At 55.6% G+C, this 12,815-nt stretch carries 13 protein-coding genes and 1 tRNA gene; 2 read left to right on the top strand and 12 right to left on the bottom strand.

The features are described from left to right. Positions 1–14: 14 nt before the first annotated feature. From HMPREF0178_RS06215 to HMPREF0178_RS06185, 7 genes are all read right to left on the bottom strand, one after another. Complete coding sequence (locus HMPREF0178_RS06215) at positions 15–1,025, bottom strand: TRAP transporter substrate-binding protein (RefSeq protein WP_009379926.1); 1,011 nt, start codon at positions 1,023–1,025, stop codon at positions 15–17. Between the two features lie 67 nt (positions 1,026–1,092). After that, a complete protein-coding gene (locus HMPREF0178_RS06210) occupies positions 1,093–2,400 on the bottom strand; it encodes a TRAP transporter large permease (RefSeq protein ID WP_009379924.1) in 1,308 nt (435 codons plus the stop codon). Then, a complete protein-coding gene (locus HMPREF0178_RS06205) occupies positions 2,397–2,942 on the bottom strand; it encodes a TRAP transporter small permease (protein WP_005028655.1) in 546 nt (181 codons plus the stop codon). Before HMPREF0178_RS06205 ends, HMPREF0178_RS06210 begins: the two co-directional genes overlap by 4 nt. A gap of 244 nt (positions 2,943–3,186) precedes the next feature. Beyond that, positions 3,187–4,194, bottom strand: coding sequence for a TRAP transporter substrate-binding protein (locus HMPREF0178_RS06200; RefSeq protein ID WP_009379921.1), 1,008 nt, complete (start codon positions 4,192–4,194; stop codon positions 3,187–3,189). A gap of 887 nt (positions 4,195–5,081) precedes the next feature. Then, entirely contained in the window at positions 5,082–5,315 is a 234-nt protein-coding gene (locus tag HMPREF0178_RS06195; protein WP_232281209.1) for a GMP synthase, read from the bottom strand. A gap of 91 nt (positions 5,316–5,406) precedes the next feature. Next, the gene (locus HMPREF0178_RS06190; RefSeq protein WP_009379917.1) at positions 5,407–5,577 is read right to left on the bottom strand and encodes a hypothetical protein; all 171 of its coding nucleotides are present in this window, start codon (positions 5,575–5,577) and stop codon (positions 5,407–5,409) included. A gap of 32 nt (positions 5,578–5,609) precedes the next feature. Continuing rightward, positions 5,610–7,046 (bottom strand): putative sulfate exporter family transporter, encoded by a 1,437-nt coding sequence (locus HMPREF0178_RS06185; protein ID WP_009379915.1) that lies wholly within the window; start codon positions 7,044–7,046, stop codon positions 5,610–5,612. A 236-nt stretch (positions 7,047–7,282) separates the two neighbouring features. Here HMPREF0178_RS06185 and HMPREF0178_RS21950 point away from each other — a divergent pair, with 236 nt between their 5' ends. Continuing rightward, entirely contained in the window at positions 7,283–7,432 is a 150-nt protein-coding gene (locus HMPREF0178_RS21950; RefSeq protein WP_198134976.1) for a hypothetical protein, read from the top strand. 305 nt (positions 7,433–7,737) lie between these two features. Here the strand turns inward: HMPREF0178_RS21950 and HMPREF0178_RS06175 are convergent, their stop codons facing one another. The 3 genes from HMPREF0178_RS06175 to HMPREF0178_RS06165 form a co-directional block, all read right to left on the bottom strand. Further along, the gene (locus HMPREF0178_RS06175; RefSeq protein ID WP_009379911.1) at positions 7,738–8,745 is read right to left on the bottom strand and encodes an inorganic phosphate transporter; all 1,008 of its coding nucleotides are present in this window, start codon (positions 8,743–8,745) and stop codon (positions 7,738–7,740) included. Further along, positions 8,738–9,367 carry a DUF47 domain-containing protein gene (locus tag HMPREF0178_RS06170; RefSeq protein ID WP_009379909.1) on the bottom strand — a complete coding sequence of 210 codons (630 nt, stop codon included), beginning with the start codon at positions 9,365–9,367 and terminating at the stop codon, positions 8,738–8,740. The genes HMPREF0178_RS06175 and HMPREF0178_RS06170 overlap by 8 nt, the downstream gene beginning before the upstream one ends. Positions 9,368–9,982: 615 nt before the next feature. After that, positions 9,983–10,076 (bottom strand) — tRNA-Ser (locus HMPREF0178_RS06165). A 198-nt stretch (positions 10,077–10,274) separates the two neighbouring features. Between HMPREF0178_RS06165 and HMPREF0178_RS06160 the strand changes: the two genes are divergently transcribed. Further along, positions 10,275–11,249, top strand: a complete 975-nt coding sequence (locus tag HMPREF0178_RS06160) for a glycosyltransferase family 9 protein (RefSeq protein WP_009379908.1) — start codon at positions 10,275–10,277, stop codon at positions 11,247–11,249. A gap of 214 nt (positions 11,250–11,463) precedes the next feature. Here the strand turns inward: HMPREF0178_RS06160 and aroE are convergent, their stop codons facing one another. Together aroE and HMPREF0178_RS22455 are read right to left on the bottom strand one after the other, a co-directional pair. Next, positions 11,464–12,288: a shikimate dehydrogenase gene (aroE, locus tag HMPREF0178_RS06150; protein WP_009379907.1), complete on the bottom strand. Its 825-nt coding sequence runs from the start codon at positions 12,286–12,288 to the stop codon at positions 11,464–11,466. A gap of 201 nt (positions 12,289–12,489) precedes the next feature. After that, the coding region (locus HMPREF0178_RS22455) for a hypothetical protein (RefSeq protein ID WP_232281208.1) at positions 12,490–12,815 on the bottom strand (326 nt) is incomplete at its 5' end.

Raw genomic sequence — 12,815 nt, 5'->3', positions numbered from 1 at the left:
GTGGGGGGTGTCGTTTAGTTCCAGGGCTGCTTGCCGCAAGCCTTCAGATATTCGTTGATGGCATCCTTGCCGCCCACGAAGTCCGCCATTTCAGGCCACACCTTTTCAATGGCGACTTTTTTCCACTGATCTTCGTCTTCGAGCTGGGAAACCTTGAGCCCTCCGGCCACGAGTTCCCGCTTGGAGGCTTCGGCCTGCTCGACCTGGAACAGCAGGGATTTTTCCTGCGCGTACTTGCCCGCATCGATCAGGATCTGACGGACTTCGGGCGTCAGTTTTTCAAAAACGCGCTCGCTGATCACCAGCGGCTGGAGGTGATAGGTGTAGTGCACCTCGGTCAGGTAGCGCTGGTTGGCTTCATTGAACTTCATGGCCCGGAAGCCGATGTAGCCGTAACACTGGCCGTCGACGTCGCCGGACTGGAGGGCGTTGAAGGTCATGGACCACGGGATGAGGGACGGGATAGCCCCGAACGCCTTGTAGGTGGCGATCATGACCGCGCTCTGGGGCACGCGGAATTTCAACCCCTTCATATCGCTCAGTTTGGTGATGGGGTGCTTGTCGTTGGAGATGAAGCGGAACCCCGTATACGTCCACGTCAGGATACGGAACCCGGCTTCGGTGGCGTACTTGTTCAGCAGTTCCGCAGGGGCGCCGTTGGTCCCGGCCACGACCTCGTTCAGGTTGGCGAACAGGTAGGGCAGGGTCAGAAGGCCCAGCTTCTTTTCAAGGGGCACGATGTTGGCGATGCCGCCAAGGGCCATGTCGAGCGTGCCCTTCTGGACCTTGCGGAAGCGTTCCCCTTCGTCGTCGCCCGGCGAGCCGCCGTAAATGCAGACTACCTGGATGGCGCCGTTGGTCTTGTCTTCCACATATTTTTTGAACGCATTGCCCACGACGCCCATTTCGGAGCTTTCGGGATCGCCCATGGCGATCGTCAGCGTCGTGTGCGGCGCGGCGGAAGCGGAGGCGGCGCACAGGAAGAACCCCGCCATCAGCAAGGAAACGATGGTTTTGCAGCTCATAGCATTCTCTTCTTTCTGATTGGCTTGTGTGAAGCGAAGGCGGCGGGATGGCCCCGCCGCCCGGCAGTTATTGCAGCCCGGTACCCATGAGGTTGGGCAGGAAGAGCACGATATCCGGGAACATCACCAGAATGGCGATGACGGCGATGTTGATCGCCACGAGGGGCAGCGCCTTGAGGGATATTTCTTCAAGGGAAATATTGGCGATGCCGGAGGCGATGAACATGTTTTCGCCCAAGGGCGGCGTGGAGAATCCGATGCCGCAGCAGCAGATGAGGATGATGCCGAAATGGATCGGATCAACCCCGTATGCTGTCATGATGGGCAGCAGAACCGGCGTCACCAGCATGATGATGGCAAGGGTTTCCATAAACATGCCGAGGAACAGCAAGAGGATAACCACGAAGAACCACACCAGGTTCACGTTGTTGGTGAAGGACAGGATCCAGTTGGCGATTTCCACCGGGATCCGGTACGAGGTGAGCAGGTAGCCGAAAGCCGTTGCCGTGAAGACGAGCACGAGCACGCGGCCCGTCAGCCAGGACGTGGTCTTGAGGGACGCCATGAAACTTTTCAGCGTCAGTTCCTTATGGATGAAGATACCCACGAGGATGGTGTAGAAAATGGCCACGACGGCGGCTTCCGTCGGCGTGAAGATACCGGCGTAGATGCCGCCAAGGATGATCACCGGGGCGAGGATGGACCAGAAGCCGTCGCGCAGGGAGTGGATGAAGGTCTTCAAGGACCAGTCCAGCCCTTCCGTTTTGAGGTTCCGGCACAGGAAGAAGTGCATGACGCTGAGGCCGACGGCGATGAGGATGCCCGGGATGATGCCGGCCATGAACATTTTGGAAATGCTCTGCTGGCCGGATACGCCGTAGATGACCATGGGGATGCTCGGCGGGATGATGATGCCGATGCCGCCCGCCGTAGCGGTGGCGGCGGCCGCATAGCCTACGTTATAGCCGCGCTTGGCCATGGCCGGGATCATGAGCATACCCACGGCGGCCGTGGTCGCGGGGCCGGAGCCGGAAATGGCGCCGAAGAAGACGCAGGACAGGGTCGTGGAGATCGCCAGGCCGCCGGGTGTGGGGCCGACGATGTTTTCGGCGACATGCACGAGACGCCTGGACACGCCTGCCGCTTCCATGAGCGAGCCCGCTAGGACGAACGCCGGCAACGCCATGAGCGGGAAGGCCGTCAGTGAGGCGAAGGCTCGTTCGATCATCAGGCTGAGGTCAATGTCGAGTACGATGAAGCAGGCCATGGTCGCAACGCCGAGGGCGACCATGATCGGGCTGCCGATAAGCAGCAGCACGAAGAAGATGCCGAACAGCAGAAGGCCGATGTTCGCGGGGGAAAGGGCTTCCATCATTCCTTGTCTCCTTCTGCCATGAGCGTCTTTTGGCTTTCTTTGATGGATTCCTGATCCGGGTCAAGAATCTCTTCTTTCAGGATGTACTTGATGACGTTCACCTGAACGATGCGGATGGCCATCAGCAGGAAGCTCAAGGGGAAGACAAGGTAAACCATGCCCAAATCCCAGTCCAAGGCCGGGGTTGCGTACGGGAACTCCACGAGGTCGAGGACGGCGATATAGCCTTCCCACGCCATGATGAGCGAAAAGCAGAGCCAGATGATGTCGCCGATGAACAGGAACAGGTTGCCCACCCATTTGGGCGCTCTGGAGAACTGGAGCGTCACGCGGTTCAGGGCGCACAGGCGCGTCGCATAACATGCGCCGAACAGGATGAACCAGATAAAGGCGAAACGGGCGATTTCTTCCGTCCACGGCAGCGACATATTGATCTGCCGCAGGACGATCTGGAGCAGAATGACGACGACAAAGAAAACCAGCAGGAACTGGCACAGATAGCTTTCGAAGTGGTCCAGAAGGGCCAGGACTATTTTTTTCACGTTTGCTATTCCTCCTCCCAAATCCTTAAAAAGCGCGGGACGGCATTCCCCGAACGGGCGCCGGGCCGGAAAAAGGCGGAACCCGCGGCAAGAAGACATTCCGTACAGGAGGAATCCGTGTTCCCCTGCCTTTGACGCCGTTCCGCAAAAACAGACCGACGCCAGCGGCGCTACACGGATTCCTTCCGTACTCAAGAGGGCAGGGTCCGCCCCCGCAGACCCGACCCTATGTCTTCATGACGAATTACTTCCAGGCGTCCTTGCCGCAAGCCTTCAGGTATTCGTTGATGGCGTCCTTGCCGCCCACGAAGTCAGCCATTTCAGGCCACACCTTTTCGATGGCGGCCTTCTTCCACTGGTCTTCGTCTTCAAGCTGGGAAACCTGAAGCCCGCCGGCAATGAGTTCCTTCTTGGCGGCTTCGGCGTTTTCGAGCTGGAACTTCAGAACGGCATCCTGAGCGTACTTGCCCGCGTCAACGATGACCTTCTGCATTTCGGGGGTCATCTTCTTAAACACGCGTTCGCTGATGACCAGAGGCTGCAGCTGGTAGGTGTAGTGGACTTCGGTGAGGTATTTCTGGTTGGCTTCGTTGAACTTCATGGCCTTGAAGCCGATGTAGCCGTAGCACTGGCCGTCCACGACGCCCTGCTGGAGGGCGGTGAAGGTTTCGGCCCAGGAGATGGGGGTCGGGCTGCCGCCGAAGGCCTTATAGGCGGCGATCAGCACGGCGCTCTGGGGCACGCGGAACTTCAGGCCCTGCATGTCGGCCATTTTGGTGATGGGGCGCTTGGAGTTGGAGATGTAACGGAAGTCCGTGTAGGTCCACGTGAGGATGCGGAACCCGGCCTTGGTGGCGTACTTGTTCAGCAGTTCGGCGGGAGCGCCGTTGGTGCCGGCCACGACTTCGTCGATGTTGGCGAACAGGTAGGGCAGGGTCAGCAGGCCGAGCTTCTTTTCAAAGGGCACGAGGTTGGCGATGCCGCCCATGGCCAGAGGCAGGGTGCCTTTCTGAACGTTGCGGAAGGCTTCGCTTTCGTCGCCCAGCGAGCCGCCGTAGAAGCACTGCACTTCCACTTTGCCGCCCGTTTTTTCTTCCACATACTTCTTGAAGGCATGGCCGACGACACCCATTTCGGAATCTTCGGGGTCACCCACCGCAACTTTCAGCGTCGTTTCCGGCGCGGCGGATGCGGGGACGGTCCACAGAAGCAGTGCCGCCAGTACAAGGGGAAGCATCTTCTTGTAGCTCATGAAAGTTCTCCTCTCTCTTGGTTGGATTGTGAAAAAAAACCTATTGTCGACACTAGCACAGAAAATAATTGAAGGCTAGAGGGAGGAGAAAAGAGGCAGGGGGGATTGCCGTAATATACAGAATACATTGTAATACTGAAAATTTATCAGTATTTTGAGCAAGAACGGACCTGATGCCCGCTAGTGTGCGAAACGCGGGATTTGTATGCATTTTCAGGGATAGTATTTTTATTTCAGTATGTTTGATGTATGAAAGATATTTCCGTGCAAAATATTTCTGGAAAAATAAAGAAGGTTTTTCAGGAATACTGTCAAAAACTATAGATCATAAGAAATATATTGATTTAATTGTATAATTATATTCCAGTGTTCATTGGAATGCACTTGTATATCGCGTAGGGGAGCTGTAAATGTTGCAAAGAAGAGACGCGGTCTTGAAAATGCCACATGTTCCATAAAGAACATGGTATGCTATTCTTCAGACTGCTTTTCTTCGCCAGAAAATGGTGTTGCATACATATCACGGGGTCTTTATTTGGATAAATAGATGGATATGGCCTGATGAAATATCCTTTTATATCTTCACACGATTCTTTTTCCTTCCCGTTGTTTTATTTTTATACCCGTTGATGACTGTCGACACATAAAAGCGCGTGACGGCGGTGCCCCTGGGCATACAGTCGGAAAACATCCGCGATCAGTAAAGACAGTCCTCCAAAACGGGTGATCGGGAGGGCCGCCTTGCCGCCTGCGGGACAAACGCCAAAAGCCCCCTGGCCTAGAATGGCCCGGGGGCTTTTGGCGTCCTTTAGGACGCGCGCGGGGCGCGGGAAACGGCTCGCTACGCTTGTTTTATGGATTGGGCGCCGTTTGGACCGGGCGGAACCCTAGTACCGCATCCCGGAAAAGTCGCCGTAACAGTCGTGGCTGGTGGAGGCCTGTTTCGGGTCCAGCAGGACGGCTTCCCACATTTCCGTGTAGTAGACGCAGGTGCCGGGATTTTGGGCGGCGGCCGAGAGGTGATCCCTCGCCTCAAAAACGGGCCATGAACATTTGAGGGACAGCGCGTCGTTGAAAGAATCCGCTTCCACGATTTCGGAAGCGCCCTGGACAAGGTTCATGTTCATCCCTGAGTAGTAAACAAGCTTGTATTGAGACATGGCGGTGTGTCCACGGGGGGAGAGGCTGGCTCTCCCCCCGCCGTGTTAAGGATTAATGAAGGCCGGGAAGAAGATATTTACTCACAACGAACAGAACCACAAGCAGGACGATGCCCAAAGTGATGCCGCCCTTGATGAGCTTGAGCTCCGTTTCGTCCATGGGCTCGTATTCCATCTTCTGTATTTCTTCATGAAACTTCACGTCGTTCTTCTTTTCTATCATGATCGTTCTCCTTAGCTAGGCAGTGTGTGAAATCAGGAGGCCAGAGGAGGGGTCATGCCGTGGAAGAACAGCCACGAGATGAACAGCCCAAGCCAGATGATGAAGCCGAACAGGCACACCACATAGACGATGGCCAGTCTGCCGATGCCTTCCTCCATGAGCTTGCGGAAGTTCGACACCATGCCGATGGTGAAGAAGGTGAGCAGGAAGAAGATGACGCGGAACGCGTTCAGCGTACCGGAAACGCTCGCGCCGGTCTTCTGCAGCTCGGGGGACTGGAGGCAGATGATGAGGAGAATGGCGAACGTGATGATATAGCCGAGCACGAAGCGGGGGAAACGGGCCCACACGTCGCCCCAGTGCATGGTCCGGTCGCCGGACTTGTCAAACTTGGTGCACCATACCCATGCGAGGACCAGGGCCCACACGCCGATGAATACGTCGATGAAGATCTTGACGGTGGTGGTGACCATGATGATCCAGCCGGGTTCCCAGTTGATCCCGGCTTCGGCGGCCTTGGCGAGGATCAGCGATTCGGCGATGGCGCCGGAAGCGATGGCTCCGCCGTCGGACTTGACGGCGAGGCCCATCCAGCCGCCCGCGACCATGGGTTCTCCGGTCAGGAAGTGCTGCGCGATGAAGGGGAGGATCAGCATTTCGATGCAGGTGAATACCACGACGAGCGAGGAAACCATGATCGGAACGACGGGCCGGGAGCGGATGGCCGCGCCCGTGGCGATGGCGGCGGAAACGCCGCAGATGGAGATGCCGGACGCCAGCGGGGCCGCCCATTCGCGGTTGAACTTGAAGTACCGGCGGGCGACGTAATAGACCACGCACCAGTAGAGGAGATAGGCTTCAACAATGGCGCACAGTCCCCGGAAGATGATGTGCCCGGCGAAACCGGCGGCGTCGGCGGCCTTCACGCCGAGTTCCGCGCCCATGATGACGATGGCGATCTTGACGAACAGCTCGGGACGGCAGGCGTCCTTCAAAGATTCCGCAAGATTCGGCATAAAGTTACTGATCACGATGCCCATGACGAGGGCGAGGATGAGCCCCGCCTCGGTGCTCAGTCCCAGCGCCCACGGAATCCCCTGCGCCTTGAGCTGGGTTGGGTTGGCCGCGATGTAGGCGTTGGCGCCCAGCGTATAACAAATCATGGCGATAAAGAAGATGATGGTGAAGGACTTGACGAACTTCACCACGTCGTTCCCCATGAGCTTCACACAACAAGCCAGCGCGCCCGTCAGGATGGCATAGGTAGCGAACAGTGCGCCATAGCCGGGGAGAAGACCTTTGGTGGCGGGACGCCACGCGTCAAGCGGATCGCCCACCCACATGCCGATTTTGACGGCCCAGCCGAGCATGTCTATCCCGCTGAACTTGAGCAGGGCAAGGATAAAGATGACGCTTCCAAGCAACAAGGCTACGCGATCTTCATTCAACGGCTTTCTTACGGTTTCCATATTCCTCACTCCGAAATATGTTCTTAAGTAATGCGAAATGCTCCTAAAGCATGAGTCCAGCCCCCTCGACCGGGTGCACGCTGAAAAAGACGGAGGAAACGGTCCTCATTCACGGGAACGGATGCCGTTCTCGCGTCAAGCGTGTCCGGGAGCATGAAAGAGCCTCTTTCAGTCCTATCCGATCTGGAGACTTACGAGAGGGAACGCGGAGGAGCGAAGGGGAGTGGGAGCATCCCGTGAAAGTCGCACAGTTTGGGAAGAAAATCATTTTGCAGGCGGCAAAGATGGATTTTCCTGACGACGGGGTCGTAGAGAAGAAAACCAAGCAAGAGGGAAAGCAACGGAAGAAGAGGTTCTATGCCGCTTGTATTTGTATTGTAATTTGAACGCTTGTGTTCAGCAATGCGCTGCGTTACGGCATATTCGCAGATTTCTTCGGATACGATGTTTTCTCTGTCTTCGAAGTAAAAGGTATTCTCCATTCCTGCATATTGCCATACTCCACAGATCATTGTGAACACAAAAAGTGTACATATGAATCTTTGTGTGACTGAAGGAATAGGCATACAACAGCTCTCTGGGGATTATTCGGATGATATAGTGAATTTTTAAACTTGAAAATAAAACATGTCAATACGGTTTAGTATTATTTTATCAGATCGTATCTTTTTCATTGAAATAATACTGCATACTAGTCGAACCCCACAGCGCTCAAAAGGAAAAAGGAACAGGCCGCCAGAAGCCCGGAAGCGGGAATGGTAAGGACCCATGCAATGATGAGGTGCCCCGCGACCCCCCAGCGGACGGCGGTGAGGCGCTTGGTCGAGCCTACGCCGAAGATGCAGGCCGTGATCGTGTGCGTCGTGCTGATCGGCGCTCCAAGGATCGACGCGCCGGAGATGACCAGCGCGGCCGACGTTTCGCTGGCGAAGCCGTGAACGGGTTCCAGTTTGAAGATCTTATGCCCCATGGTTTTGACGATTTTCCAGCCGCCCATGGCAGTACCGAGCGCCATAAAGGTGGCACAGAGGCACTTGACCCAGAGGGGGACGGCTATCGTTTCGATTTCGTTGAAAATGAAGAGGGCAAGGGTGATCACCCCCATCGTTTTCTGCGCATCGTTCATACCGTGGCTGGTCGCCATGAACGCCGCCGAGAGCACCTGAAGCCGCGTGAACGCCGTATTGAGCTTGTTCCGTACGCACTTTGCGCACAGGAACATGATGAGGAACATGACCAGCAGCCCCATACCGAATCCCGCCAGAGGGGAGAGGACCAGCGGCAGCAGTATTTTGGTCAGGATGGAGCCCCCGTTGAGGGATGAAAAGCCGGCATAGGCCACGGCGGCCCCCATGAGCCCTCCTATCAGCGCATGTGAGGAAGAGGAGGGGATCCCGAAATGCCATGTGAACAGGTTCCAGCCTATCGCCCCGATCAGGGCCGCAAGCACCAGCGGCTGGCAGTTTGCGACAATATCGGGGTGGACAATGCCCGATCCGAGCGTGTTGGCGACCTTTGTCCCTAAAAACGCCCCGATCAGGTTGAGGGTGGCTGCCATGATGACGGCAGTCCGAGGGCTCAGCACCTTGGTCGAAACCACGGTAGCGATGGCGTTGGCGCAGTCGTGAGCGCCGTTGGTGAAATCGAAGATCAACGCCACGATGATGATCAGAATAAGGAGGAAGGAAACGTCAAACATACTTCAGCGCAACCTCCTCAAGCGTGTCGGCGAGATCCGATACCGCATCGACCGTGCGCTCCATGCGGTCGTAGACCTGCCCCCAGAGGATGAGTTCCCTGACGCGTTCAAATGTTTCGATCTCGCTGTCCATCAACTCGGCAAGCCCGGTCGACTGGAGCATTTCACAGTCGGACTTCCTGGATTTGAGCGTATGGATGTGCGCGGACACCTCTTTCTTCATGGAAATTTCATCCAGCATGGACTTCGTGTCCCGCAGCATCCCCCGGATCCTTTCCGTGATCATCTGAGCGGGAAAACGCTGGTACATGAACCCGGAAATGAAAAAACGGTTGGCAAGATGCTGTATCTTATCCGCCACCCGTTCCTGGGCCATGTTGATCGCATGGATATCCTCACGATCGATGGGTGTGATAAACGTCTGGGAGAGATGCTGAGTGATGCTCCGATAGAGCCGATCCGCCTCTTCTTCCAACAGGTTGATCCGCTTCAGATGGCGCTCCGACGCTTCCGTGTTGTCCATGACGACGGCGAGCGCCTCCGACATCTCTTGCAGGAGGGCATTCTGCTGTACCAGAAGCTCGAAAAAAGGGACGGTCTGAGGCAAAAAGCGTGCAAACATTCTTCTGTCCTAACGGTTGAGTATGGAAAAACAGGGACGGTGTACGTTCCTGAACAGCCGCTGAAAGTGGGCAGAATGTGAGGCGATGCCTGATAAAGAAAAAAGACCTTCACGGCATGACTGCCGTGAAGGTCTCACTTATCAAGCGAACACTTGATGGTAACGCCAGGCCGTAAAGCCATGCTGTTGACGCTACCGGGGTCTCAAGGACCCAGCTACTCCCCTTACACTTCTTCTAGAGGATAGAATACGGTATCTTTTATGTCAATGCTTTTTTCTCTTTTTCACAATGGCCTTATCCATAGAATAGTTCCTTTACGGCATACAACCGTAAAAAGAATGAGCTGTGAGACAATCTCTGTTCCTTTCTATTGAATAGATGTAGGTTAAGCAGAAGGCTGTTGCACAAAACCATCATGAAAAAGTCTCTGGAGATACGTCTTAGGAGTACACAAGCTGAAGTATGATGGACGTAGAAAATCAAGATACGGTAAAATGCACCTCGAATAGAGTCGTGGAAAAGGATTTTTCAGACAACGTTGAACACAAAAAAAGCCCTCAACCATTCAGATCAAGGGCTTTCAGGATTTCATGGGATGTCTTGGCGTTTCCAGGTGGCGGAGAGGGTGGGATTCGAACCCACGTACCAGCTCATCACCGGTAACTCGATTTCGAGTCGAGCGCGTTACGGCCGCTTCGCTACCTCTCCGTCCAGCGAAAGACTTTAGCGGATCATGGCACAAAGAGCAAGAGGGGCTGAACCAAAATCCCTTGTCCCCGCTTCTGCAAGGGGATCTTCTTCACATGGGGCCACAGAGAAATCCTTTTCTTTTGGAATGGCCGCTGATAGTTTCCGGGCATGACAACTTTATCTTTCCATGACGCCTCAGCCCCTACGGAATGGGTTGTGATCCGCCTGAGCGCCCTCGGCGATGTTGCCTTGACCACCGGAGTTCTCGAATACTGGCACCGCACACGCGGTTGGACGTTCACGGTCATCACCCGTGAGGCATTTGCCCCTGTTTTGGAAAGGCACTCGGCTGTGCTTTCCATTGTTGGGCTCGCCAAGGAGGATTTGAGATTTCCGCGTCAGCTTGGCGTTTTCCGCGATCTGGCGGAAGCCCACGCAGGGCAGGGATTGCTCGATCTGCATGGCACCCTGCGTACCCGTTTGCTTTCCCTATTGTGGAAAGGGCCTGTAAAACGCTATCGCAAACTTGGCCTTGAGCGTCGTTTATTCCTGCGGAGCAAAGGGCGGCTGTTCCGGAATGAACTCAGGCTATGGAACGTCCCGCAGCGTTATGCCCTTGCCGTGGAGGCTACGCCTCCTCCCCGTGCCGCGCTTTTGCCTCACATTTGGCTTTCCGATGAGGAGATCAGGCAGGGACAACGCCTGCTGGAACAGCTTCCGGATAAGGCGGGCACTCCTCCCATAGCCTTGCATCCGTATGCCACGCACCCTGATAAGGCATGGAAAGAGGCATACTGGCGTCAGCTCATGGAGCTTTTCGAGTCGCACGGCATACCGTGGATCGTCATTGGCCGTGGCAGCGGCATGGAAGGGATTCCCGCATCCCGCAATTTTACCAATCGCACATCCCTACGTGAGACATGCGCGTTGTTGAAGTCCTCTTCCCTATTGATCACGGGAGATTCCGGCCCGATGCATCTTGCGGGGGCGGTCGGCACGCCCGTTTTGGCGCTGTTTGGGCCCACGACGGAAGAATGGGGGTTTTTCCCGGCGGGGCCGAAGGATCGGGTTCTTGAGTCGCAGCTGGATTGTCGCCCCTGTACGCTGCACGGAAAGAAGCACTGTGATCGCAACCATGCGTGTATGCAGTCCATTACTCCGGAACAGGTGATGCGGGCGTTGGATGAATGAAAGATTGGGGGAAGGGCGTTCTGAAGAAGGTCCTTCCCCTCCAAACCTCCCCTTTCCCATCCCAAAGACTTTCGGCTGGTGGGGAGGCTGACCAGCAGGAGTTCCTGCCGGACAACAGTGTTTTGGAAAGCAATACGGCGGAAAGTTTAATCTTTTCGCCGTATTTTTTGAAATGAGCCGATTTATGGGGAAATGGAAGTGTGTGGTGGTTTTTTTATTGTCCGTAAAGCGTGGAAGTCACCGCTGTTATGGCTTCTCTTGGAAGATGGTGTCCCGTCCACAGGTGAAACTGCGCGTCCCCCTGCCCGATGAACATGTCGAGGCCTGAGACGGTTTCCCAGCCCGCAGCCGCGGCGTCGAGCAAGAAACGGGTCTGGAACGGCGTGTAGATCAGATCGTAGGCAATGCCGCTACCTTGAAATGCCGAAGGGTAGGGCGTTTCATGCTCTTGGGCCCCGGTCATGCCGAGTGATGTCGTGTTGATGATGAGGTCAGCGGGGACGTCTCCGCGCTCTTCCCACGGAACGCACAGCAAACCGAATTCGTTACAGAGGGCTTCCGCGCGCTCTTTCCGGCGGTTGGTGAGCGTAATATTGGCGAGGCCGAGCCTCCGCAGTCCCGCAATGGCCGCCCGCGAAACGCCTCCCGCACCGAGCACGAGCACGCGGGTTTCCGGAGACAATGAGCGCCTTCGCAGCGGAGCCGTGAATCCGATCACGTCGGTATTTTCTCCGCAGATTTTTTCGCCGTCACGATAGATGGTGTTGCAGGCACCCATCTCCTTTACGTTTTCGCTTGTTTTGTCCAATAAGGGGATGATGTCGATCTTATGGGGAATCGTGATGGAGCAGCCCCGGATATTCAGCAGCCGGGCAGCGTCCACAAAGGCGGGAAGCCGTCCCGGTTCAATGGGCCATGAAAGATAGACGCCGGGCAGGTTCAATGCCTTGAAGGCCGTATTGTGCATGAGCGGGCTCATGCTGTGCCCGAGAGGATAACCGATGATGCCGTGCAGGGCTGGCGGCGTAAACGTGGACATGGCACATCTCCATATGAATGTTTTCAGTGGGGTAGGGTGAATAGCTTTTGAAATGCTCCGGTGGCGTTGGGGAAGGGGCATTTTTTGAAAAAGCCTTCCCTCCCCCAGCTAACCCAACCGTATCACAGCTATCTTTTTTATTTTTAAAAAGATGATTATTCGCATCTCTGTTCCCAGAGTTCCCGAAAACGCGGGCTTCCTCTAACAAGGCATCTCTTCCAAAGAAAAAACGCCTTTGTGCATCCGGTGTGGAGGGGAACGTATCCCAAGGGCAAAACGATTGGAAGCGATTCCCTTGCCTTCCCCGGCCGCCCCTTTCCCTAGCAGCGAAGATACCATTGCCCACTTTCCCTGTTTTACCCACTCATTACCTTCAGCCTTCCAACAGGTTTTACTCAGCGTGACCCATTTACCGAAGCCTGCCTCGTCTTCTCCTGTATATCCCTCATGAGGGATTCGATAAGGATGAAAGTCTTTGGGGAAGGAGGGGTGGGGGTTGGGGAGGGGTAGGAAGGGGCTTTCTGAAG

Origin of the sequence: Bilophila sp. 4_1_30 (assembly GCF_000224655.1) — a bacterium.
In the GTDB taxonomy this organism is placed as follows: Bacteria; Desulfobacterota; Desulfovibrionia; order Desulfovibrionales; family Desulfovibrionaceae; genus Bilophila; species Bilophila wadsworthia.
This window is presented reverse-complemented; position numbering and strand designations above follow the sequence as displayed.